We start from the raw sequence: 23815 nt of genomic DNA on the forward strand, positions 1-23815 counted from the left end.
GCCGCACCCGGCATCCGCCAAGATGTGGGGATGACCGGGACGAGACCTCTCCACGACGGCGGCGCGGGCGACCTGCGAGACATCGGCGACCTGCTGCGGGTGGGACCCGGGTTCCGCCTCGCCGACGTCGACACCGCATCGACGCCGGGCTACGGCGGCGGAAAGCGCGACGGCGCGGCGGATCTCGCCGCGGGTGTCGACGCGCTCGATGATCTGCAGGAGCGGCTGTTCGCGCGCAGTCGCGTGCAGAAGACCGACGCGGCGGTGCTCCTCGTGCTGCAGGCGATGGACTCCGCCGGCAAGGGCGGCATCGTGCGCCACGTCGTCGGCGCCGTCGATCCGCAGGGGGTCTCGCTCACGGCGTTCAAGAAGCCCACCGACGAAGAGCTTGCGCAGGACTTCCTGTGGCGCATCGAGAAGCGATTGCCCGAGCCGGGTCTCATCGGGGTGTTCGATCGCTCGCACTACGAGGACGTGCTCGTCGGGCGCGTGCGTCAGCTCGCACCCGCGGCGGAGATCGAACGGCGGTACGACGCCATCAACGCCTTCGAAGAGCGGGTGGTCGCCACCGGAACCCGCATCGTGAAGGTCATGCTCCACATCTCGGCCGACGAGCAGAAGAAGCGCCTGACCGAACGGCTCGACCGTGCGGACAAGCACTGGAAGTTCACGCCGGGAGACGTCGACGAACGGATGCTGTGGCCGCGCTACCAGCACGCCTACCAGGTGATGTTCGAGCGCACCTCCACCGCCCACGCGCCGTGGTACGTCGTGCCCGCCGATCGCAAGTGGTATGCGCGGCTGGCTGTTCAGCACCTGCTCCGGTCCGCGCTCGAAGACATCGATCCGCAGTGGCCGGCGGCCACCTACGACGTCGCCGAGCAGCGCGCCCGGCTGGCCGCCACCTGACGCGATCGCCTTACGCGAGGGCGTCGACGATCGGGCGGAACTTCACCCGGGTCTCGAGCATCTCGGCCTCGGGGTCGCTGCCCGCGACGATCCCCGCGCCGGCGAACGCCGTGACGGGGATGGTGCCGGTGGATGCGCTGACGCGCCGTGCGGGCAGGCCACCCACCTGAGCGCACCGGAGCGCGATGGCCCACTCGCCGTCTCCGGACCCGTCGACCCAGCCGACGGGTCCCGCGTACCGACCGCGGTCGAAGGGCTCGATGCGCCGGATGACCGCGAGGGCGGCATCGGTCGGCGTGCCCGCCACGGCGGCGGTGGGATGCAGCGATGCGACGAGGTCCAGCGACGACGCGTCGTCGCCGAGCACGCCGGCGACGTCGGTGGCCAGGTGCCACAGGTTCGGCAGCTCCAGCGCGAAGGGCTCCTCGTCGGCGGCGAGGGTGCGGGTGTGCGGTGCCAGGGCCTCCACGACGCTGCGCACTGCGAAACGGTGCTCGTCTCGATCTTTCCCGCTCTCGAGGAGCCGCGAGGCGGCGCCGGTGTCGTCGGCGTGGTCGGTGCCGCGCCCGGCCGTGCCGGCGAGAACGCGAGCGGTCACGGCTCCGCCCGCGACCGTGACGAGGGTCTCGGGGCTCGCGCCGATCAGGCCGTCGACGGCGAAGGTCCAGGTGTCGGGATAGTCGACCGACAGCGCCCGCACCAGCCGGCGCAGATCCGCCCCCGCCGGCACGGTTCCCACCAGGTCGCGGGCGACCACGACCTTGCCGACCTCGCCCGCGGTGATCGCCTCGAGCGCCGAGCGGACCGCGCCCTGATAGCCCGCCGGATCCAGCGACCCGGGGCCGAGCGTGCCGGACCACGACGGCCCGAGCGCGCGAGGCTGCGGCATGTCTGCGCCGGTGGGCGGATGCGGGTCGTCGGCGCGGCGGATGCGCGTCACCCAGGAGCGCCCGCCGCGGCGTCCGACGACGGTGGTGGGGATGATCAGGCGGCTGGGCCACGCCGAGCGCGCATCGAAGGTGAGCGCACCGAAGGCGATGAGGCCGGTGCCGGGAAGCCCCACGGGATCGTCGACGTCGGCCTCGGCGGCGATGAGGCGCCACGCGTCGGCCGCGGAGAGGGAGGAATCCGCCTCCGCGCCGACGTGCTCGTACCCGCTCTGTTCGCCGACGCCGACCACTCCCTCGCCGCGTCGCAGCCACGCGAGCGGTCGATCGGGATCGGCGTACGCGAGGAGGTCGCCGACGGGGTCGATCTCCCGGGTCTCGACGGACAGGCGGGGGAACGCGGGCACCCCTCCAGCCTAGTTTCGGTCGGCCACGGCGGTCGCCGGCTGGGCGGATGCCCACCGACGTGCGGCTTAGACTCGCGAGGTGACCGCCGACCTCCTGCGCCCCGAACCGGGCACCCGCACCGTGTTCCGCTGGCGCAAGTGGGACGGCGGCCCGCATTGGGTGCACGACTGCATCTATCTCGGTCACGACCGGTGGGGCGAGTGGTTCGGTCAGCCGGAGGGCACGCGGAGCTTCCGCCCCGGTCGGGACTTCCTCACCCGCGCGGCCAGCGTCACGCTCGTGCCGCCCTCGGGGGACCACGCCCTCACGGTCAACGTCGCGCCACCGGCATCCAGTCGCATCTACATCGACCTCGCGTGGGACGTGCGCTGGTCCGACACCGAGGCCGGCGTGCCCACCGGGATCGACATGGATCTCGACGTCGTGCGCGCCGTCGACGGCCGCGGCACGTGGATCGACGATCGCGACGAGTGGGACGAGCACCGCGTCGCGTACGGCTACCCGGCCGAGATCGTCGCGCACCTCGACGCGCTCGCGATCGAGCTCGAACGCAAGGTACGCGACCGTGTGGCGCCGTACGACGACGACACGGCGAACGCGTGGCTGGCTCGGCTGGCCGCCCTCGCCGGCGCCGGGCCGGCCGCGCGGGCCGACGCGTAGAGTCGAGGGGTGACCCCCGACACCGCCCCCCGACCCGCCGAGCCGAACCGCGCCGATCTGGGCAAGGACCCGGCACGGGTCTCGGGGATGTTCGACGGGGTCGCTGCCGGCTACGACCGCACCAACACCGTGCTCAGCCTCGGCAACGACCGTTCGTGGCGAGCCGCGACCACGCGTGCCGTCGCCCCGAAGCGCGGCGAGCGCATCCTCGACCTCGCCGCCGGGACGGGCGCCTCCAGCGCCTCCCTCGCCCGGAGCGGAGCAGAGGTCGTCGCCGCGGACTTCTCGCCGGGGATGCTCGCCGAAGGCGAACGCCGCCACGGCGCGTCGGCACCCGGCGGCGGCATGCCGAACCTCTCGTTCGTCGAGGCGGACGCGACCGCACTGCCGTTCGGCGACGACGCTTTCGACGCGGTCACGATGTCGTTCGGGCTGCGCAACGTCAACGAGCCGCGCGCGGCTCTGAGCGAGCTGCTGCGGGTGACCAAGCCGGGCGGGCGCCTGGTGATCTGCGAGTTCTCGCACCCGCCGTCGTCGCTGTTCCGGGCCCTCTACGGCTTCTACAACGATCGTGTGCTGCCGGTTGTGGCGAAGACGGTGAGCTCCAACAGCGAGGCATACGACTACCTGAACGAGTCCATCCGCGACTGGCCCGACCAGCGCACACTTATGGCGTGGATCCGGCAGGCGGGCTGGGGCGACGTCGCCTATCGCAACCTCACCGGCGGGATCGTCGCGCTGCACCGCGGGATCAAGCCCGTCGACCAAGGCGCCGGAACGACCGATCCGGCGGAATGAGCCGCCTCCGGGGGCGGTCCGGCGCCCCGGTGCGCGCCGGTAGGCTGGGAGCGTGACTCCCTCAGCGCAGGGCTCGCCGATCGCGGGCAGGCTCGGCCTGGCCGATCGCGTGTTCGCGGGTCCCCGATCCCGCCGACTGCTCGCGAAGGTCGAGGCGGGGCTCGAGCGCGTCGACCGCAACCTCGAAGCGGAGCTGACCACCGCCGACACGCTCACCAACGCGACCAGCCGCTACCTGTTCGACGCCGGCGGCAAGCGCGTGCGCCCGATGCTGGCGCTGCTGACGGCGCACCTGGGCGAGGGGACCACCGACGACGTCATCGACGCGGCCACCGCGCTCGAGCTCACCCACCTGGGCTCGCTCTACCACGACGATGTGATGGATGAGGCGGACCGCCGCCGCGGGGTGCCCAGTGCCCATTCGGTGTGGGGCAACAGCGTCGCCATCCTCACCGGAGACCTGCTGTTCTCGCGTGCCAGCCAGCTGATGGCCAAGCTCGGCGAGCGTGCCATCAAACTCCAGGCCGATACGTTCGAGCGGCTCGTGCTCGGTCAGATGCACGAGACGGTCGGACCGCACGAGAACGACGACCGGGTCGCGTTCTACCTGCAGGTGCTGGCGGACAAGACCGGATCGCTCATCGCCGCATCCGCTCAGGCCGGGGCGCTGTTCAGCGAAGCGCCGAGCGCCTACGAGCAGCCGCTCGTGGAATTCGGCGAGAAGGCGGGGGTCGCCTTCCAGCTCCTCGACGACGTCATCGACCTCTCGAGCGACCCCGACGAGACCGGCAAGGTGCCCGGCACCGACCTGCGCGCCGGCGTGCCGACGATGCCCTTCCTGCTGCTCGGGCAGCGCGACGACGACGCGTCGACCGACCTGCGCGAGCGCATCGACGAGGGCGTCGCCCGCATCGCCGACGGCGCCGATCCCGTCATCCTCGACGAGCCGCTGGCCGAGCTCCGCGACCACGAGGCGACGCGGGCCACCCTCGACCTCGCCCACTCGTGGTCGCGCGACGCCATCGCCGCGCTCGACCCGCTTCCCGACGGTCCCGTGCGCGAAGGACTCACGCGGTTCGCGCGCGCGGTGGCCGACCGCTCCAGCTGACCGGCGCCCTCCGGCGCGGTCGCGGATGCGCGACACGAAAGGACACCCATGACCAAGCTGCGACTGGCGATCGTCGGAGCCGGCCCCGCCGGCATCTACGCCGCCGACATCCTGCTGAAGGCCGAGCGCACCTTCGACGTGTCCATCGATCTGTTCGAGCACCTGCCGGCCCCGTACGGTCTGGTGCGATACGGCGTGGCGCCGGATCATCCCCGCATCAAGGGCATCATCACCGCGCTGCGCGGCGTGCTGGACCGGGGTGACATCCGGATCTTCGGCAACGTGCGCTTCGGTGAGGACATCACGCTCGACGACCTCAAGCACCACTACAACGCCGTCATCTTCTCCACGGGCGCCGCGCTCGACGCGTCGCTGGAGATCCCCGGCATCGATGCGGCCGGATCCTACGGTGCGGCCGATTTCGTCAGCTGGTTCGACGGCCACCCCGATGTGCCGCGCGACTGGCCCCTCGACGCGGAGTCGGTCGCCGTCATCGGCAACGGAAACGTCGCGCTCGACGTGGCCCGCATGCTCGCCAAGCATGCCGAGGACCTGCTGCCGACGGAGATCCCCGACAACGTGCACGCGGGTCTGGCCGCGTCCGCGATCACCGATGTGCACGTGTTCGGGCGCCGGGGACCCGCCCAGGTGAAGTTCACGCCCCTCGAGCTGCGCGAACTCGGCGAGCAGCGCGACGTCGACATGGTGGTCTACGACGAGGACTTCGACTACGACGAGGCGTCGAAGGACGCCATCGCCAGCAACAAGCAGGTCATGGTCATCGACCGGGTGCTGCAGTCGTGGCGCAAGCTCGACTCCGCGAACGGCGCCGGCGGCACCGCATCGCGCCGGCTGCACCTGCACTTCTGGGCCAGGCCCGTCGAGGTGAAGAAGGATGCCGCCGGACGCGTGGCCGCGCTCGTGTACGAGCGCACGCGACCCGACGACGAGGGCGGCGTGGTCGGCACCGGCGAGATGCGCGAAGTGGCCATCCAGCAGCTCTACCGCGCCGTCGGCTACTTCGGTTCGCCCCTCCCCGGCGTCCCGTTCGATGACCGCCACGGCGTCATCCCGAACCACGAGGGGCAGGTGCTGCATCCGGAGAACAACGAGCGGGTGCCCGGCGTCTACGCCACGGGGTGGATCAAGCGCGGACCGGTGGGGCTGATCGGACACACCAAATCGGATGCGATGGAGACGGTGCGCCATCTCATCAACGATCAGGGCTCGTGGTGGCACCCGGCGGACCCCTCGGAGGAGGCGATCCCCGCCCTCCTCGCCGAGCGGGGCGTGGCGTGGACCGACCTTGAGGGCTGGCACCGCCTCGACGAGCACGAGATCGCCCTGGGCGCTCCGCACGAGCGTGCCCGCATCAAGGTCGTGCCACGCGACGAGATGGTCGCCGTCTCGCGCGGCGAGTGAGCGGCGCTCCCCGCCTCACCTCGGGGCTGGTCGCCACCCTCGGATTCCTCGCCGCGGTCGGTCCGTTCGCGACGGACATGTATCTCGCGTCGTTCACCGAGATCGCCGCGGATCTCGGCTCGTCGGCGTCGGCCGTGCAGCTCACCCTCACGGCCTTCCTGCTCGGGATCGGCGCCGGCCAGCTGCTGCTCGGACCGCTCTCGGACCGGTTCGGACGCCGCCCCGTCATGGTGCTGTCGATGGGTGTCTTCGCCCTCTCGAGCGTGCTGATGGTGTTCACCCCGACGATCGAGGTGTTCGTCGGCCTGCGACTGGTGCAGGGTGTCGCCGGTGCGGCGGGAATCGTCGTGGCGCGGGCGATCGCGGTCGACCTCAGCGAGGGCGAGACCGCCGTGCGCGCCCTCAGCCTCATCGCGACGGTGACGGCGCTCGGGCCCCTCGTGGCGCCGCCGATCGGCGGCGCGGTGGGTGTGCTGACCGGCTGGCGCGGCGTGCTGATCGTGCTGGCCGCCATCTCGGCGGCGATGTTCCTGCTCGCCGTGCTCGTGGTGCCCGAATCGCTCCCGCCGGAACGTCGACACGGCGGCGGGGTGCGGGCGATCGCCCGCATGCTCGGCACCGTCGCGAGCACCCGCGGATTCGGCGCCTACACCCTCACCGTCGCCGCGGCGTTCGCGGGCATGATGGCCTACATCTCCGCGTCGCCGTTCGTCGGGCAGGAGGTGCTCGGCATGGACCCGCTCGTCTATGCGCTGGGATTCGCCGCGGGTGCGCTCGGTGTGGTGTCGGCGAACCTTCTCAATGCACGTATCGCTCCTCGGGTGGGCCCCGGTCGCATGCTCACCCTCGGTGTCTCGTTCCTCGTTCTCGCCTCCTGCGTCCTCGCGCTCCTGGCGATCACCGGATGGCTCCGTCCGGCCTCCTTCATCGGATGCGCGGTGGTGCTGACCGCCGGTGCCGGCTTCACGATGTCGAACGCCTCCGCGCTCGCCCTCGCCCGTACGCCTCACATGCGCGGCTCCGGCGCGGCCGTGCTCGGGGCGACGCAATTCGTGCTCGGCGGAGCGATGTCGCCCGTGGTCGGTGCGTGGGGAGAGGACACGGCCGTGCCGATGGCGGTGATCGTCGCGTGCGCCGCGATCGCGGCTGCGGGCTCCCGGCTGGTGGCGCGTCGGCGCCTGCGCGGCATCGCCTGAGCCCGGCGCACCGGGTCCGCATCCGGTGTCTCGCCCTGCGCGTACTACAGGCAGGTCGTGCCGCGCAAGAGCGTGGCGCATCGCCCGGGTTTGGCGCACCATGCTGGAACAGGGTCGATGAACGACCGGTGAAGGCGAGGGGGCCGGATGCGCGGCAGGAGGATGATGGGCGCCGGTGTCGCGCTGGCCGTCGTCGCGAGTCTCGGAGCCTGCTCCGCCGACGACGGGACTCCCACCCTCACCTGGTACATCAACCCCGACGCCGGCGGCCAGGAGCGCATCGCCGCATCCTGCACCGAGGCTGCCGACGGGGCGTACCGCATCGAGACGACGCTGCTGCCGCGTGACGCGGCGTCGCAGCGCGAGCAGCTCGCGCGGCGGCTCGCCGCCAGCGACCGCTCCCTGGACATCATGAGTCTCGACCCGCCCTTCATCCCGGAGCTCGCCGAACCCGGCTTCCTCGCACCCGTTCCCGACGAGCTGCAGGACACGGAGGGCATCGTGCAGGGCGCCGTCGACTCGGCGAGCTGGAACGACGAACTGGTCACGGTCCCGTTCTGGGCGAACACCCAGCTGCTCTGGTATCGCGAATCGGTCGTCGAGGAGGCGGGCCTGGACATGAGCGAGCCGGTCACGTGGGACCAGATCATCGAGGTCGCGGAGGAGAACGATCTGCAGCTCGGTGTCCAGGGCGCGCTCGCCGAATCCCTCACCGTCTGGGTGAACGCCCTGATCGCCTCGGCGGGCGGCGAGATCCTCGAGACCCCCGACGCACCGCCGAAGGACATGGAGCTGGGCATCGACTCCGACGCCGGTCGCGCCGCGGCAGAGGTGCTCCAGCGGATCGGCGAGAACCGGCTGGGAGGTGCCGGACTCCCGACGGCGAACGAGAATGCGAGCCTCAATCTGTTCGAGGGCGAGCAGGGATCCTTCATGGTCAACTGGCCCTTCGTGTGGCCGGCTCTCAACGAATCGTCCCCGGAGGTCGCCGACGACCTCGGATGGGCCGTGTATCCGCGCATGGATGCCGACACCCCGGCGGCCCCGCCCGTCGGCGGCATCAACCTCGGTGTGGGGGCCTTCAGCGAGAACCAGGACCTCGCGTGGCAGGCGGTGGAGTGCATCGTGCAGCCCGAGAACCAGGCCGAGTACTTCGTCAGCGACGGCAACCCGCCCTCGAACGCCGCCGCCTACGACGACGAGGCGGTGCAGGAGGAGTTCCCCATGGCCGACGTCATCCGCGAGTCCCTCGACCTCGGGGTTCCGCGCCCGCAGACGCCGTACTACAACGAGATCTCGATCGGGCTGCAGCGCACGTGGCACCCGCCGGCCGGGGTCGATCCGGACACGACGCCCGAGACGTCGTCGGAGTTCATCCTCGCCGTCCTGCAGGGGGAGAGGCTGCTATGAGCGCGCCCGCCGTCGAGCGCCCGGCGCCGCCGCGCGCCGAGGAGAAGCGGCCGGCGCGAGGCCGCCGCTCGGAGCGCTCGCGGGCCGAAGCGCGCCTCGGATGGATGCTGGCAGGCCCGGCGTTCGTGCTCATGCTGCTCGTGACGATGTATCCGATCCTGCAGGCCTTCTTCGACTCGCTTTTCTCCCTGCGCCTGACCGCTCCCGACGAGCGGGAGTTCATCTGGTTCCGCAATTACGCCGTGGTGCTCGGCGATCCCGCGTTCTGGCAGTCGATGGGCGTGACGCTGTTCATCACCGTCGTCACCGTGATCCTCGAGCTGATCCTCGGGTTCCTCCTCGCCCTCGTGATGCACCGCGCCGTGAAAAAGCTGCGCGGCTTCGCGCGCACCGCCATCCTCGTGCCCTACGGCATCGTCACGGTGGTCGCCGCGTTCGCCTGGTTCTACGCGTTCGACATCAACTCCGGCTACATCAACAGCTGGCTGGCGTGGGTGCCGGGCTTCGACGAGGACTTCAACTGGTTCGCCTATCAGGGCTCGTCGCTGTTCGTGATCATCCTCTCCGAGGTGTGGAAGACGACGCCGTTCATCTCGCTGCTGCTGCTGTCGGGGCTGGCGCAGGTGCCGGGAGACCTCGAGGAGGCGGCGAAGGTCGACGGGGCCACCGGGTGGGAGGTCATGCGACGCGTGATCCTGCCCAACATGAAGGCCGCGATCATGGTGGCCGTGCTCTTCCGCACGCTCGAGGCCTTCCGCATCTTCGACAACATCTACATCATGACCGCCGGGGCCAACGACACCGAGGCGCTGTCGCTCCTGGCGTACAACACCTCTATCGGGCGGCTGGAGATCGGACTCGGATCGGCGATCTCGGTGCTGCTGTTCCTCAGCGTGCTGATCATCGCCGGGATCTTCATCAAAGGCTTCCGGGTCGACCTGGCGGGGGGACGGAACTCCTGATGCGTGCGATGACCTGGCCCCAGCGCATCGGCTGGATCGTGATCACGGTGGCGGTGCTCGTGTGGTCGCTGTTCCCGGTGTTCTCCATCCTCATGACCTCCTTCAAGACCCCCGGGGGACTCTTCTCCGGCACGCTGCTGCCCGAGGAGTGGACGTGGGAGAACTACGGCGAGATCCTCGCCCCGGGCGGCGGTGCACAGGAACTGTTCCTCACGTCGCTGCGGAACTCGATCGGCATCTCGCTGATCGCGACGGCGATCGCGGTGGTGCTGGCCACGCTGTGCGCCTACGCGATCGCCCGGCTCGACTTCCCCGGCAAGCGCATGATCCTCGTCACGGCGCTCGCCGTCTCGGTCTTCCCCGTGGTGTCGATCGTGACGCCGCTGTTCAACCTGTGGCGCACCATCGGGCTCTACGACACGTGGCTGGGGCTCATCATCCCCTATCTCTCGCTCACGCTGCCGATCTCGATCTGGACGCTCGCGGCGTTCTTCCGCCAGATCCCGTGGGAACTCGAACAGGCCGCGCAGGTCGACGGCGCGACGCCGTTCGAGGCCTTCCGCAAAACGGTCGTGCCGCTTGCGGCGCCGGGGGTGTTCACGACCGCGATCATCGCGTTCTTCATCGCCTGGAACGACTTCGTCTACGGCATCTCGCTCACCTCGACCGATGCCGCGCGCCCGGTGCCGGCGGCGCTGTCGTTCTTCACCGGCGCGTCGCAGTTCGAAGATCCGACGGGGGCGATCTCCGCGGCCGCGATCGTGGTGACGATCCCCATCGTCATCGTCGTGGTCATCTTCCAACGGCGCATCGTCTCCGGCCTCACGCAGGGCGCGGTGAAGGGATGACCTGCCGCGCCGTCGCCACGCAATCCACGTCCTCGAAGGAGTCGTCATGGCATCCATCACGCTGAACAACGTCGTCAAGACCTATGACGACGGCTTCACGGCGGTCAAGGGCATCGACCTCGACATCGCCGATGGGGAGTTCGTGATCCTCGTCGGTCCGTCCGGATGCGGCAAGTCGACGCTGCTGCGGATGATCGTCGGGCTGGAGGACATCACCGACGGCGACCTTCGCATCGACGATCGCGTGGTCAACGACAAGGCGCCGAAGGACCGCAACCTCGCGATGGTCTTCCAGAACTACGCGCTGTACCCGCACCTGACGGTGTACGAGAACATCGCCTTTCCGATGCGGTTGAAGTCCAGCGACGTCGACGACAAGGAGATCGACGAGCGGGTCAAGCGGGCCTCGCGCCTTCTGGAGCTCGACGAGCACCTGGAGCGGAAGCCTGCGAACCTCTCCGGCGGGCAGCGACAGCGGGTCGCGATGGGCCGAGCGATCGTGCGCAACGCCGATGCCTTCCTCTTCGACGAGCCGCTGTCGAACCTCGACGCGAAGCTGCGCGGGCAGATGCGCACCGAGATCGCGCGGCTGCAGCGCTCGCTCGGCATCACGACCGTCTATGTCACGCACGATCAGACCGAGGCGATGACGCTCGGCGACCGCGTCGCGGTGCTCCGGCGTGGCGAACTGCAGCAGGTGGCGAGTCCGCGCGGGCTCTACGAGCAGCCGGCCAACCTCTTCGTCGCGGGGTTCATCGGGTCACCGCCCATGAATTTCCTGAACGGTGCGGTCGAGGGCGACACGCTGCGCCTGCCGATGATGGATGTGCCCATCGACGACAGGCTGCGCGCCGCGATCGGCGACCGGTCCACGGTGATCGTCGGGGTGCGGCCGGACGCCTTCCAGGACGTCGATGCGATGGAGAACGAGCCGAGCGACGGCGTGCGCGTGAGCGTCGACGTGGAGATGACGGAGTGGCTGGGGGAGGTGCTGTACGCGTACGTGCCGTTCGAGACCGACGAGGCGGTGCGCGAGACCCTCTCGCAGCTGGACAAAGACCTGGACGGGGAGAGCCTGCGCACCGAGATGGTGATCGCGCTCGACGCGAACAGCCTCATCACCGGAGGGGACACGGCGAACCTGTGGCTCTCGCCGGACTCGCTGTACGTGTTCGACCCGGAGACGAGCGTCAACCTCACCCGAGACGAATCCCGTGCCGAGAAGCTCGAGGAGCAGGGTCGCACGCAGCGGCAGCGCGCCCTCGAGCGCGCGAAGGAGCGGGAGGCGAAGGCCACCGCCTGAGCCGGCGCCGGCGTTCGGCCGCGCCCGCATCCTGCCTGCGCGGCGTCGCCGCTCACCTGCCCCCGAGAGGAGATCCCGCTCCAAGAGGACATTCTCGCTGGCTGAGTCCTCTGGAAGCGGGATATCCTCGCGGGGCGCGGGGCGTCTGATCCTCCCCGGCGGCCGATATCGGTGCGCCATCCACAGCGGAGGGGATGCGAGCACGTGCAGTGTGGTGCGGGGTGCAGCCTGTCCGCATGGGAGTGACGCGTTCGAGAGCGACGACGAGCCGGGCGGTCGAGGTCACGGATGCTGTTGTCCGACGCGGTGGTGTCGTCCGAACGTCCGTTCTTCGCGACGCCGGGCTCTCCCCCGTGTCCGTCGAGGCGGCGATCGCCGCCGGGAGGATCTTCCGCGTCAGGCGCGGGTGGGTGGCCTCCGTCGATGCGGATCCTGCCCTCGTCGGGGCGGCGGAGCGGGGCGTCGTGCTCTCCTGCGTGACGCAGGCTCGCCGAAACGGGCTGTGGGTGTACGGCCGCGAGGAGGCGCCGCATGTCGCCGCCCGGTCCAATTCCAGCAGAGCCCACCTCGCGGCGGCCCACGTGCATTGGGCGACGCCCGTCGTGCCACGGCATCCGGATGCGCTCGAGGACGGCATCGAGAATGTGCTCGCGCTGGTGGCGACGTGCCAGCCGCACGAATCGGCGCTCGCGATCTGGGAGTCGGCATTGCGCCAGCGAGTGGTTGACGCCGAGCTCCTGCGGCGACTGAATCTGCCGCCCGCCGCTCGCCGCATGCTCGAGGAAGCCGACCAATTCGCCGACTCCGGGCTCGAGACCTTCGTCGTGCCCCGGTTGCGATGGCTGGGTCTCCCACTGCGTCGCCAGATCTGGCTCCACGGGCACCGCGTCGACCTGCTCATCGGCGAACGCATCGCGCTGCAGATCGACGGCGGACACCACGTCGGGGCGCAGCGCGCCGCCGACATCGCTCACGACGCCGACCTCATGCTGCGTGGATATCACGTGATTCGCGTGACGTACGTGCAGGTCACCGAGCAGTGGCCCGAGGTGCAGGAGCGCATCATGCTCGCCGTGGCGCAGGGGCTTCACCTCGCCCGCTGATGCACGCCCGCTCCCATGGCGCATCCCGCCCGCCGCCGCGCATGCGCCCGCCGCCGCGCATCCGCCGCCGCGCATCCGCCTGCCGCTGCGCATCCGCTTGCCGAGCATCCCCTTCGAGAGGAGATCACGCTTCGAGAGGACACCCCGGCAGGTGGCCATCCTCTCCAGGCGGGATCTCCAAATTAAGACACCGGTGCGGATGCCTCCCCGAGAGACGTCCGCACCGGTGCCGGTCATGAGCCGAATCGGATCAGCTGATCGCGATCTCGTTCGGCGTGTGGTCGAGCTCGACGCTTGCGACGACCTCCCCGGTGGTGAGATCGACCGCGTGGACCGAGTTCGTCGCCGGCTCGGTCACGTAGGCGATGTCGCCCGCGACCTTGATGGCTGGGTGAGCATCCTGCCACTCGTCCGGGCCCTCCCACGCCTCGACGACGGGGTACGCGTCGGTCAGCTCACCGGTCTCGGGGTCGAGAACGTGGATCTGGCCGTCGCTGGCGAGGATGAACGCCAGGTCGCTGGGGCCGCGCGCGATGTCACGGAACGTGTACTGGACTTCGTCGGGAAGGTCGACGACCTCGTAGGTCTGTGCGGCGGTGTCGATCAGCGTGACCGCGTTGAGCAGGTAGCCCTCTGCGTCGGGGTCGTTCTTGTAGTCGCCGACGACGATGGGGCTCGTCTCCGACACGAAGGCGTTGCCCATGCGGCCGTACTCGTCGGGCGCGGTGAAGCTCACGAACTCCCCGTCCGCGTACAGCAGGGCGCCGTTCTCGCAGCCGAAGATCACGGCCTCGTCGGCCGCCGTGCCTTCGCCGTGGATGCCGGGGCAGTCCGCGCTCATCGCCTCTTCGTCCCAGTGGTCCTCGTGCGCGTGCAGCGCGACGGCACCGCTGCGGTCGGAGAGCGTGGTGACCAGCTCGCCGTCTTCGAGCACGATCGAGACGCCGTGGTGGGGCTCGTCGGCGGTGTACGTGGTCGTCTCGGGGAGCGCGTCGTAGCCGTCGGCGAAGGCGTCGGTGGCCACGATCGTGGATGTTCCGGTGCCATCGTCGAACAGGACGGTGTTGCCCTCGTGTGAGACGACGTGACCGGCCGTGGTCGCCTCGAAGACGAGGTCGGTCAGCGCCGGCTCCGACGTGTCGAGCATCTGGAATCCGGCCGACGTGGTGACCGCGACGGTTTTTCCGTCACCGAAGGTGTTGAGGCGGATGAACTCCTCCGACGCGAATTCGTCGACGACCTCGAGGGTCTCGGGGTCGAGGACGGCGACGCCTCCCTCGTACGCGACGGCGATGCGCCCCTCGACGGTTTCGGTGCCGGATTCGGTGGTGGTCGAACCGCTCGTGTCCTCGGCGGTTCCGCTCGCGCAGCCCGCCGCAAGCAGCGAGATGCCGGCCACGGTCGCGGCGACGGCGACCCGTCGCTTGTGCTGTGTCATGGTGTTTCCTTTCAGGTTCCCTCAGCGGGTGAGGCCTTCGGAGATGCGCGCGGTGTTCTCGCGCATCATCGTGAGGTAGGTGTCGGCGCCTTCGCCGGGTTCGGTCAGCGACTCGGTGAACAGCTCGACGACGTCGACGTCGATGCCGACCTCGCTCGCGAGGACCTGGACGAGGCGGTCGGGCTGCGAGGACTCCGCGAAGATCGTCGGAACCCCTGAGGTCTCGATCGCCGTGGCCAGATCGCGCAGGTCGGCTGCGCTCGGGGCCGCGAGGGTGGTGCCGCCGGGGATGACGGCACCGACGACGTCGAAGTCGAATCTGTCGGCGAGGTAGCCGAAGACGTGGTGGTTGGTCACGAGCGCTCGCTGCGATGCCGGGATGGCGGCGAACGCCGACGTCATCTCCGCGTCGAGCGCGTCGAGCTCGTCGAGGTAGGCTTCCGCGTTCTCCTCGACGACGACCGGGTCGACGCCGTCGACGGCGCCGAGTGCGGCCTCCACGGCCTCGACGACGTCGACCATTCGGGCCGGGTCGGTCCAGAAGTGCGGGTCGGGGGTGCCGAGTGCGTCGCCGGATGAGTAGTCGAGCACGTCGATCTCGTCGCCGGCGATCACCATGGCGACGCCGGCCTCCGTCGCCCGGTCGAGGTGCTGCTGCAGGCCTTCCTCGAGACCCAGTCCGTTCGAGACGAGGAGATCGGCGTCGTCGAGCGTCGCCGCCTCCTGGGCGGAGATCTCGAACGAGTGCGGGTCGGCGTTGGGCTTCATGAGAGTGGTCACGTGCGCCTCGTCGCCGGCGATCTCGGTCACGACGTCACCCAGGATGTTCGTGGTGACCACGACCTGCGGCTCGTCGTCGGTGGAGCTCGAGGTGCAGCCGGCGAGCCCGAGCGCCGCGAGGGCGGCCGCGGCGAGCGCGAGCGGTCGCCACGGCCTCATCGTCCGACCTCCGACAGGAACGCCGGGGAGGTGGGGGTGTCGAGCGTGCGCGCGATGCGCGCGCCGTCGGCATAGTCGATCTCGTAGACCACAGCGGCCGCGGGGTCGTTGAGGTACGCGCGCTGGCCGTCGACGGTGAGCGAGGTCGCCTCGTCCGGGGCGCCCACGAGCACGTCGGTGGCGGCGATCTCCTCACCGGTCGCTGCCGCGTAGACCCGCACGCGCCCGTCGGTGTCGAGCGCGACGACGTGTCCGGCCTCGTCGTCGACGGCGGTCACGTGCACGAGCGTGTGCTCCGTCGCGACGTGAGTCCAGGTCTCCTCGCGGGTGTCGAGCAGCCAGAATCCCGAAGCATCGGTCAGGCCCGCGACCGTGGGGCGTCCCTTCCGCCCGTCGAAGGCGACGGCGCGTTCGGCGTCGACGTCGTCGGGATACGGGATGACGGAGAACTCCGCCTCGTCCTCGTCGCCGGTGACGAGCACGGCGCCCTCGGCGCATCCGATCGCGAGCCCGACGACCGTGGTGATCGCGCCCGCCGCGTCGGTGCACGAGACGGACTGCTCCGTCTGCCTGCCTTCCGCGTCGTAGACCCCCAGCGCGTCGGCTTCGCTGATGATCGCTCCGTCACCGAGCGGAGCCACGACGGCATCGGCGTCGACATCGACGCGGAAACGCTCGACGATCTCGCCTTCCGCGAGAGCTTCGTTCTCGAGCAGCACGGCGTCGCCCGAACCGGCGAAGTGCAGGGCGGTCGAACCGTCGGTCGAGAGCATTCCCCAGGTCACCGTGGCTATCCCCGATCCGGGAACCGTCCCGGGCATCTCGGGCGAGCCGAGGTAGTAGTGGAAGTGGTCACCGTGGTTCCAGCTCCAGCGCGCCGAGTCGACGATGTCGACACCTTCCGCGGTGGACACGAACACGTACCGACCGTCGCTCGCGAGTCCGGTCGGTGCGCCGGCGGATCCCAGGTCCTCGCTCTCTCCCGACAGCAGGTCGAGCAACCCGACGCGGCCGTCGGCGTCGACCGACACGAGGGCCAGCGGCGGCTCTTCGACCTCGGCGGCGGTGGCGATCTCACCGTGCCCGTCGGAGACGTCGTCGACCGGGGTGGCGGTCGGCTCGGACTCGACGCCGCATCCGGCGAGGGCGACGAGCGCGAGGGCGACCGCGGTGGTGGCGGCGAGCGGGCGTGGGGTGATCACGAGGTCCTTTCAGGCACCTGTGCGGGGGCACGGGTGAGGGAGGGGAGGGGATGGATGCTCCGCATCCGTCGCGCCGCAAGCGTCCGGGCCGACGAAGAGAGCGCGGCGAGCAGGATCGCCGTCGCGGCGATGGAAGCTCCTGCCGCCGTTGCGAAGTGCCACGACACGAGAAGTCCGATGGCGACAGCGAGGACGCCGATCGCGGCGCCGAGCGCCATCGTGGCGGGGATGCGGGCGGTCCAGCTGCGAGCCGCCACGGCGGGCGCGAGAAGCAGGCCCACCACGAGGAGCGTGCCGACGGCTTGGAAGGAGGCGACCACGGCGAGTGTCACCAGCCCGACCAGCGCCACGTGCGCCCGCTGCGGCCGCAGTCCCAGCGTCTCGGCGATCCGCGGATCGAATGCGGCGACCACGAAGGCTCGGTGGAACCCGATCGTGACCGCGAGGGTGAGGGCGAGCGCGGCGGCGAGGACGACGATGTCCGCCGGCCGGATGGCCAGGATGTCGCCGAACAGGAGGGCCGTGGCGTCCGTGGCGAAACTGCGCGAGTGCGACACGATGATCACGCCGACCGAGAGCATCGCGACGAACAGCAGCCCGATGCTGGTGTCGTAGGAGAGCCTGCCGCGCCGCTGCAGCGCGCCGATGGCGGCGCTCATCGCGACGGCGCTGGCCGCAGCGCCCAGCAGCAGCGGGAGGCCGAGCACCGTTGCCAGCGCAACGCCCGGGAGCATCCCGTGGCCGATGGCCTCTCCGAGGAATGCCATGCCGCGGATGACGACCCATGTGCCCACGACGCCGCAGATGACCGCGACGAGAGCGCCGCCCACGAGCGCACGAGCGAAGAACTCGGTGCTGAGCGGATCGGTGAGCCAGGACACGGGTCGAGACTCTACAAGTAAATGAGAACGATTATCAAACTCGTACACTGATGAATGTGAATTCCCAGGTCGCCGCTGTTGAGACGCGAGGCGTCTGCTTCTCGTACGCCGCCGACGATGTCGTCCATGACGTGTCGGTGCGCGTCGATTTCGGCGAGGTCGTCGCCGTTGCCGGGCCCAACGGTTCGGGTAAGTCCACCCTCGTGGAGATCATGGCGGGCGTCAGACCTCCGCGGGTCGGGGCCGTGCATCGAAACGGCGACCTTGCGCTCGTCGTGCAGCGACCTGCCGCGCCGGAGATGCTTCCGGTGACGGCGGCGGATGTCGTCGCGATGGGCACCTGGAAGCGCGGTGCTCGCCTCGAGCGCCGCGCGGCGAAGGGGGCTGTCGCCGATGCGCTCGATCGGGTGGGGATGGCCGCGTTCGCGACCCGATCGCTCGCGAGCCTCTCGGGTGGTCAGCGTCAGCGCGTCTTCCTTGCGCAGGGCATCGTGCGCCGGCCCGATGTGATTCTCCTCGACGAGCCCGCCGCGGGGTTGGACGGTGACAGTGTCGCCCGCACGCAGCGGATCCTCGCCGAAGAGGCCGCCCGCGGTGCGGCGGTCGTCTGCGTGACGCACGATGACGACGCGATCGCCCACGCGGACCGCGTCATCAGGCTGGACGGTGGTGTCGTCGTCAGGCAGTGACTGGGGAGGAGCGTTGCCTGTGGCGCCTGACCTTCGCCGATCCGCCAGGCCTCGGCGTCCCACTCCCGACGTAGCCTGGGACCATGACCGTCGCGTCGGAGACCGTCGTTGAACTCAGCTCGCGCTTCGCCCGAGCCTTCCCGGAGTTGGCGGTGCCGTGGCACGCGGCGGAGTTCCCCGACGCCCAGTTGCTCGTGCTCAACGAGCCGCTCGCGGTCGAACTGGGCCTCGACCCCACGGCGTTGCGCGCCGGCAACGGTGTCGGCCTCCTCACGGGCAATCGGCTCCCCGCATCCGCAATGCCTGTCGCGCAGGCCTACGCGGGGCACCAGTTCGGCGGCTATTCGCCCGTGCTCGGCGACGGCCGCGCGTTGCTGCTCGGCGAGCTCGCCACACCGGACGGGCGTCTGCGCGACCTGCATCTGAAGGGATCGGGACGCACCCCGTTCGCGCGAGGGGGCGACGGACTGGCCGCCATCGGGCCGATGCTGCGAGAGTTCCTCATCAGCGAGGCCATGCACGCGCTCGGGGTCCCGACCACCCGCGCCCTCGCGGTCACCGCGACAGGCGTTCCCGTGCAGCGCGAGACCGTTCTTCCCGGGGCCGTGCTCGCCCGCGTCGCGGCAAGCCACCTGCGGGTGGGGACCTTCCAATACGCCGCCGCCGCCGGCGGCGGCGATCTGGTTCGCCGACTGGTGGCCGCGGCGCTCGAGCGCCACTATCCCCACCTCGCCGACGCCGACAACCCATCGCTGTCGCTTCTCGAGGCGGTGGTCGACGCGCAGGCGTCCCTCATCGCCCGGTGGGTACTGGTCGGGTTCGTGCACGGCGTGATGAACACCGACAACATGACGATCTCGGGTGAGACGATCGACTACGGGCCGTGCGCTTTCATGGAGGCCTTCGATCCGGCGACTGTCTACAGCTCGATCGACCTCCAGGGCCGCTACGCGTTCGGGCGCCAGTCGCGCATCGGCGAGTGGAACCTCGCGCGTTTCGCCGAGGCGCTACTGCCGACGATCGACGCCGACACCGACCGTGCCATCGAGCTCGCCCAGAACGCGCTCAGCCGATACGCGGACGCGTTCAACGCCGAATGGTCGGAGGGAATGCGAGTCAAGCTCGGCATCCCGGCCGATGCCGACGAAGCCGTCTCGACGGCCCTGTCGACCGATCTGGTCAGTCTGCTGCAGGTCGGGCGCGTCGACTACACGGGGTTCTTCCGCCGGCTCGCGGAGGCCGCGCGGGGCGAAGCGGGGCCGGCGCAAGAGCTGTTCGCGGACCCCGAGCCGTTCAACCTCTGGGCACAGCGGTGGCTGGCCCTCGGCCCGGATGCTGCGGCGATGGATGCCCGGAACCCGGTGTACATCCCGCGCAATCACCTGGTGGAAGAGGCGCTGGATGCGGCCACAGCCGGTGACCTCGAGCCGTTCGAGCACCTGCTGGCCGTGGTCCGCTCACCCTTCGTCGAGCGAGAGGGGTGGGAGCGTTTCGCGCAGCCGGCGCCGGACAGCTTCGGGCCCTACCGGACCTTCTGCGGCACCTGAGCGCATCCGTCGCGACGCGACCGCATCGGCTGCGCAGCGCCTCGGCGGTGGTTGACGAAACGAGTCGGGGGGTTTGAGGGTGGTTGAGGAGGGTGAGTCCCATAGCGTGGTGTCACTTCCCACAGGGTCCTCGTCGTCGTTGACGAAGTGAGGGCCATCGTGGGAGACCAGTTGTTCCGCCAAGAACCCTGAAAGTGATCCCACGATGACCCAGTACCAGTCTGCCTTGACGACCTTGATCGGCGAAGTCCTCGCCGATCCCGACCTCGCCCACTCGGACGTGTTCCGTCGGATGCTGCAGGCCGGCCTGCAAGACCTGATCGACGCGGAAGCGACGATGAAGATCGGCGCGGCCCCGCACGAGCGCACCCCGGAGCGCACCACCCGCCGCAACGGGACCCGCCCGAAGACCCTCGCGACGCCGGCCGGGGAAGTCGACCTTGCGATCCCGAAGCTGCGGGAGGGGTCGTTCTTCCCCAGCTTGCTGCACCCGCGCCGCCGGGTCGACAAAGCGCTCTACGCGGTGATCTGCCAGGCCTGGATCGATGGGGTCTCCACACGGAAGGTCGACCAGCTGATCCGAGCGTTGGGCAACGACACCGGCATCTCGAGGTCGACGGTGTCCCGGATCTGCGGGGAGATCGACGAGGCCGTGCAGGAGTTCCTGCACCGTCGCATCGATCACACCTGGTTCCCCTATCTGTTCCTCGACGCCACCTACCTCGACGTCCGGGTCCGCGGCCGCGTCGTCTCGCAAGCCCTCGTCGTCGCGACCGGCGTCAGCGGTGACGGCCGCCGGGAGATCCTCGGGATGGCGCTCGGCGACGCGGAGACCACGGACTTCTGGACCGAGTTCCTCCGCGGCCTGCGCGACCGGGGGTTGAAGGTCGCGACCGACGCGGACCCGCTCGGCGTCGCCTTGGTCACATCCGACGCGCACGCCGGCCTGAAAGCCGCGGTCAAGGCGATCCTGCCCGGGTCCGGGTGGCAGCGTTGCCGCGTCCACTTCGCGCGAAACGTGACCCAGAAACTCGGATCGGCCCGCTCGAAGCCGGTCAACGCGATGATCACCACGATCTTCGCGCAAACCACCCCCGAAGCCGTCACCGCGCAATACCGGGCCGTGACCGACGGGCTCCGCTCGTCGTTCCCCGAGATCGCCGACATGCTCGCCGCCGCCGAGGCAGACCTCACCGGGTTCGCGGTCATGCCACGCGAGCATTGGCAGAAGATCTGGTCGAACAACCCCATCGAGCGACTGAACCGCGAGATCAAACGTCGCGCCGACGTCGTCCAGATCTTCCCCGACCGCGACAGCGTCACCCGGCTCATCGGCGCCGTCCTGCAAGAGCAGCACGAGGAATGGCAGTACGGCGAACGCCGCTACTTCTCCGACATCTCCATGCGCAAGCTCATCCACACCCTCCACGAGCACACCGAGACACCCCGCGCCGAGCTCTACCTCACCGCCTGACCCCACCCATCAGGAACAACCGAAGTGACACCACGCCACGGGACTTGACCGTTGAGGAAAGGTGAGAGCCGCGGAATTCCGCGCATTTTCGATCGGCACTGATGGGTGCGACACGCCGCGCGGTGTAACGGGACCTGCGAGGGAGCCAGTTCACGAACTTCTCGCCGTCCGAGATGTTCGAGGGGTGTGTCCGAACAGGTCTTCCCCTGGCTGCGCCGGCGACGCCGGGGTTGATGGCGCAGATCGGGGGAGCGATGTCAGACTTGACGGACATCGCGTGAAGTGTCAGACTTCACGGACATTCGCTCGGTTGTCAGACCTGACGGACAGAGGTGACTCGATGCTCGTAGTGACGCCTGCCGACCTCGGCAACATCGTCCGCGACCGTCGGCGCGATCGGGGCATGTCCCAGGGTGCCCTGGCCGAGGCCGTGGGCATGAGTCGACAGTGGGTCGTGCGCTTCGAGAACGGCAACGCTGCGACCGCCACGGTCGATCACCTCCTCCGGCTCGCCGAGGCGCTCGACCTCGACGTGGAAGTCGCCGCGCCATGAGTGACCGCCTCACCGCCTACCTGCGCGGAGATCGCGTCGGCTGGTTCACCGGCGTCGGGGGAGCGGTCCAGTTCGAATTCGACGATGAGTGGCGCCAGGGGGCTCGCCGCATGGAGCTGTCACTCTCCCTGCCGAAGTCGCGCCGCACCCACGGGGGCGACGCGCCCATCACCTTCCTCTGGAACCTGCTCCCCGACAACGCCACGGTTCTCGAGCGGTGGGGCGCGCGGTTCTCGGTCAGCCCGCGCAATCCGATGGCGCTCCTCGCCCATGTCGGACTCGACACCGCCGGTGCCGTCCAGCTAGCTGAATCCGATGCGCCTATCCTCGAGGGCCCTGAAGCCCTCGAGCCGATCGAGGTCGCCGAGATCGCCGCCCACCTCCGCGAACTGCGCAGCGACCCCGAAGCGTGGTTCCTTCCCGGCCATGTCGGCGGCTACTTCTCGCTCGCCGGCGCGCAGTCCAAGTTCGCCCTCGCTGCGAGAGATGCCGGATGGGCGGTGCCCACCGGCCGCGCCGCCTCCACGCACATCCTCAAGCCCGGCATCCGAGGACTCCAGCACAGCGACCTCAACGAACACCTCTCCCTCGCGGCCGCGTCACTGCTGGGGTTGCGTGCTGCGGCCAGCCGGATCGAGCGCTTCGAGGACGAAACCGCGATCGTCGTTGAACGCTACGACCGGCTGCTCCACGGTGTGGACGTCGAGCGTCTGCACCAGGAGGATCTCGCCCAGGCGACGGCGACTCACCCCGCCAGCAAGTACCAGAACGAGGGTGGCCCCGGCATCCGCGACATCGTCGACGTCATCCGCGAGACGCGGGGCCGGGACGTCGACGACAGCGTGCGCACATTCCTCGAGGCGACGATCTTCAACTGGGCGATCCTCGGCACCGACGCGCACGCCAAGAACTACTCGATCCTCCATGACGGCCGCCGAGGCCCTGGCCTTGCCCCGCTTTACGACGTCGCCACCGCGCTGCCCTACGACGACCTGAACACGCGTCGCGCGCGACTTTCGATGTCGTTCGGGCGCCACTACCGGGTCGCCGAGATCGAACCCCGGCACATCGCCCAGGAGGCGATCGACGCTGGCCTCGACGCAGACTGGGCGATCGCGACCGCGAAGCGCATCGTGGGCGGAGTCGCCGACGCGTATGCGGACGCTGCGAGCGCGGCGCCGCTCGCGGAGGCCGACGTCGCGTTCGCCGCGAGGATCACCGGCCGCGTGCGCGAGCGCGCCGAGCAGCTGACGCGCGAGCTCGACCGTCCGCTTCGGATCGCCGCGACGCAACGCCCTAACGGAGACGCCGCGCAGCCCCGCAATCGCGACATCGGAGGGCCCGGCAACCCCGGATCGTTCGCATCCCCCTCTGCAGCAAAGTGAGCCGTTGGGCTGACCCAGCCCGCAGCGAATCCGCAGAACCTCAGACCCCGAAAACCGCGAATTTACGCGGCAGAAAGGGGCATCCGCGAACCCGATCTGCGGACTTCTGCGGACTCCCTGCGGACCGAAAGCAGAAAATCCCTGATCAGATGCCTGTGCTACCGGTAGTTGACGAACTGCAGATCGACGTCGAGGTCGGCGGCCTTGAGCAGGCGCTGCACCTCCTGCAGGTCGTCGCGGCTCTTCGACTGCACGCGCAGCTCGTCGCCCTGGATCTGCGACTTGACCGACTTCGGCCCCTCGTCGCGGATGATCTTGCCGATCTTCTTCGCGTTCTCCTGCGAGATGCCTTCCTTGAGCGTGGAGACGATGCGGAACTCCTTGCCGCTGGCCTGCGGCTCGCCGCTGTCGAGGGTCTTCAGGGAGATGCCGCGCTTGATGAGCTTGGTCTGGAAGACGTCGAGGGCCGCCGTCGCACGCTCCTCGCTGTTGGCCTTGATCAGCACGGCCTCGCCGCTCCATTCGATCGAGACGCCGGTGCCTTTGAAGTCGTAGCGCTGCTCGAGCTCCTTGCGGGCCTGATTGAGCGCGTTGTCGGCTTCCTGGCGATCGATCTTGGAGACGATGTCAAAACTGGAGTCTGCCATCCCCCAAATCTACTCTCGCAAGCACTCGCAGTCCCCACCGGTCTGC

The 23815-nt window shown here is 69.7% G+C and carries 22 protein-coding genes; 16 read left to right on the plus strand and 6 right to left on the minus strand.

From position 1 onward, the window contains the following. Positions 1-30 precede the first annotated feature (30 nt). Entirely contained in the window at positions 31-909 is an 879-nt protein-coding gene (locus tag IM777_RS03615) for a polyphosphate kinase 2 family protein (RefSeq protein ID WP_194384683.1), read from the plus strand. A gap of 10 nt (positions 910-919) precedes the next feature. Here the strand turns inward: IM777_RS03615 and IM777_RS03620 are convergent, their stop codons facing one another. Beyond that, positions 920-2203, minus strand: coding sequence for an isochorismate synthase (locus IM777_RS03620; RefSeq protein WP_194384684.1), 1284 nt, complete (start codon positions 2201-2203; stop codon positions 920-922). Between the two features lie 79 nt (positions 2204-2282). Here IM777_RS03620 and IM777_RS03625 point away from each other — a divergent pair, with 79 nt between their 5' ends. From IM777_RS03625 to IM777_RS03670, 10 genes are all read left to right on the plus strand, one after another. Then, positions 2283-2864, plus strand: coding sequence for a DUF402 domain-containing protein (locus IM777_RS03625; RefSeq protein WP_194384685.1), 582 nt, complete (start codon positions 2283-2285; stop codon positions 2862-2864). A 9-nt stretch (positions 2865-2873) separates the two neighbouring features. Beyond that, positions 2874-3662 (plus strand): demethylmenaquinone methyltransferase, encoded by a 789-nt coding sequence (locus IM777_RS03630; RefSeq protein WP_228480941.1) that lies wholly within the window; start codon positions 2874-2876, stop codon positions 3660-3662. Between the two features lie 52 nt (positions 3663-3714). After that, positions 3715-4770: a polyprenyl synthetase family protein gene (locus IM777_RS03635; protein WP_071043915.1), complete on the plus strand. Its 1056-nt coding sequence runs from the start codon at positions 3715-3717 to the stop codon at positions 4768-4770. A 48-nt stretch (positions 4771-4818) separates the two neighbouring features. Beyond that, complete coding sequence (locus IM777_RS03640; protein ID WP_194384686.1) at positions 4819-6192, plus strand: FAD-dependent oxidoreductase; 1374 nt, start codon at positions 4819-4821, stop codon at positions 6190-6192. Further along, entirely contained in the window at positions 6189-7388 is a 1200-nt protein-coding gene (locus IM777_RS03645) for a multidrug effflux MFS transporter (protein ID WP_194384687.1), read from the plus strand. Before IM777_RS03640 ends, IM777_RS03645 begins: the two co-directional genes overlap by 4 nt. 147 nt (positions 7389-7535) lie before the next feature. Next, positions 7536-8798 (plus strand): extracellular solute-binding protein, encoded by a 1263-nt coding sequence (locus IM777_RS03650; RefSeq protein WP_194384688.1) that lies wholly within the window; start codon positions 7536-7538, stop codon positions 8796-8798. Continuing rightward, complete coding sequence (locus IM777_RS03655; RefSeq protein WP_194384689.1) at positions 8795-9760, plus strand: carbohydrate ABC transporter permease; 966 nt, start codon at positions 8795-8797, stop codon at positions 9758-9760. Before IM777_RS03650 ends, IM777_RS03655 begins: the two co-directional genes overlap by 4 nt. An 8-nt stretch (positions 9761-9768) precedes the next feature. Next, complete coding sequence (locus IM777_RS03660; protein ID WP_390178404.1) at positions 9769-10608, plus strand: carbohydrate ABC transporter permease; 840 nt, start codon at positions 9769-9771, stop codon at positions 10606-10608. Between the two features lie 46 nt (positions 10609-10654). Then, on the plus strand, positions 10655-11911 hold the full coding sequence (locus IM777_RS03665) for an ABC transporter ATP-binding protein (protein WP_194384691.1): 1257 nt from the start codon (positions 10655-10657) through the stop codon (positions 11909-11911). Between the two features lie 236 nt (positions 11912-12147). Beyond that, the gene (locus IM777_RS03670) at positions 12148-13014 is read left to right on the plus strand and encodes a type IV toxin-antitoxin system AbiEi family antitoxin domain-containing protein (protein WP_194384692.1); all 867 of its coding nucleotides are present in this window, start codon (positions 12148-12150) and stop codon (positions 13012-13014) included. A 250-nt stretch (positions 13015-13264) separates the two neighbouring features. Here the strand turns inward: IM777_RS03670 and aztD are convergent, their stop codons facing one another. From aztD to aztB, 4 genes are read right to left on the minus strand one after another with little or no spacing between them, the layout of a single operon-like run. Further along, positions 13265-14452 carry a zinc metallochaperone AztD gene (gene aztD, locus IM777_RS03675; RefSeq protein ID WP_194384693.1) on the minus strand — a complete coding sequence of 396 codons (1188 nt, stop codon included), beginning with the start codon at positions 14450-14452 and terminating at the stop codon, positions 13265-13267. 21 nt (positions 14453-14473) lie between these two features. After that, positions 14474-15391, minus strand: a complete 918-nt coding sequence (gene aztC / locus IM777_RS03680) for a zinc ABC transporter substrate-binding protein AztC (protein ID WP_194384694.1) — start codon at positions 15389-15391, stop codon at positions 14474-14476. Further along, positions 15388-16593 (minus strand): ABC transporter, encoded by a 1206-nt coding sequence (locus tag IM777_RS03685; RefSeq protein WP_228480942.1) that lies wholly within the window; start codon positions 16591-16593, stop codon positions 15388-15390. The genes aztC and IM777_RS03685 overlap by 4 nt, the downstream gene beginning before the upstream one ends. Next, entirely contained in the window at positions 16590-17474 is an 885-nt protein-coding gene (gene aztB / locus IM777_RS03690; RefSeq protein WP_194384695.1) for a zinc ABC transporter permease AztB, read from the minus strand. Before aztB ends, IM777_RS03685 begins: the two co-directional genes overlap by 4 nt. A gap of 50 nt (positions 17475-17524) precedes the next feature. On the opposite strand from aztB, the gene IM777_RS03695 reads away from it, so the two are divergent. The 5 genes from IM777_RS03695 to IM777_RS03715 all read left to right on the plus strand — a co-directional run bounded on the left by IM777_RS03695 (position 17525) and on the right by IM777_RS03715 (position 23122). Continuing rightward, positions 17525-18163 (plus strand): metal ABC transporter ATP-binding protein, encoded by a 639-nt coding sequence (locus tag IM777_RS03695; protein WP_390178405.1) that lies wholly within the window; start codon positions 17525-17527, stop codon positions 18161-18163. An 83-nt stretch (positions 18164-18246) separates the two neighbouring features. Further along, on the plus strand, positions 18247-19710 hold the full coding sequence (locus IM777_RS03700) for a protein adenylyltransferase SelO (protein WP_194384697.1): 1464 nt from the start codon (positions 18247-18249) through the stop codon (positions 19708-19710). Between the two features lie 205 nt (positions 19711-19915). Beyond that, entirely contained in the window at positions 19916-21184 is a 1269-nt protein-coding gene (locus IM777_RS03705) for an IS256 family transposase (protein WP_194384080.1), read from the plus strand. A gap of 340 nt (positions 21185-21524) precedes the next feature. Further along, positions 21525-21737 carry a helix-turn-helix transcriptional regulator gene (locus IM777_RS03710; RefSeq protein WP_194384698.1) on the plus strand — a complete coding sequence of 71 codons (213 nt, stop codon included), beginning with the start codon at positions 21525-21527 and terminating at the stop codon, positions 21735-21737. Beyond that, positions 21734-23122 (plus strand): type II toxin-antitoxin system HipA family toxin, encoded by a 1389-nt coding sequence (locus IM777_RS03715; RefSeq protein ID WP_194384699.1) that lies wholly within the window; start codon positions 21734-21736, stop codon positions 23120-23122. The genes IM777_RS03710 and IM777_RS03715 overlap by 4 nt, the downstream gene beginning before the upstream one ends. Before the next feature lie 158 nt (positions 23123-23280). On the opposite strand, the gene IM777_RS03720 is transcribed toward IM777_RS03715, so the two are convergent. Next, complete coding sequence (locus tag IM777_RS03720; protein ID WP_194384700.1) at positions 23281-23769, minus strand: YajQ family cyclic di-GMP-binding protein; 489 nt, start codon at positions 23767-23769, stop codon at positions 23281-23283. Positions 23770-23815 lie beyond the last annotated feature (46 nt).

It is taken from the genome of Microbacterium luteum, from assembly GCF_015277875.1.
Taxonomy (GTDB): Bacteria; Actinomycetota; Actinomycetes; order Actinomycetales; family Microbacteriaceae; genus Microbacterium; species Microbacterium luteum.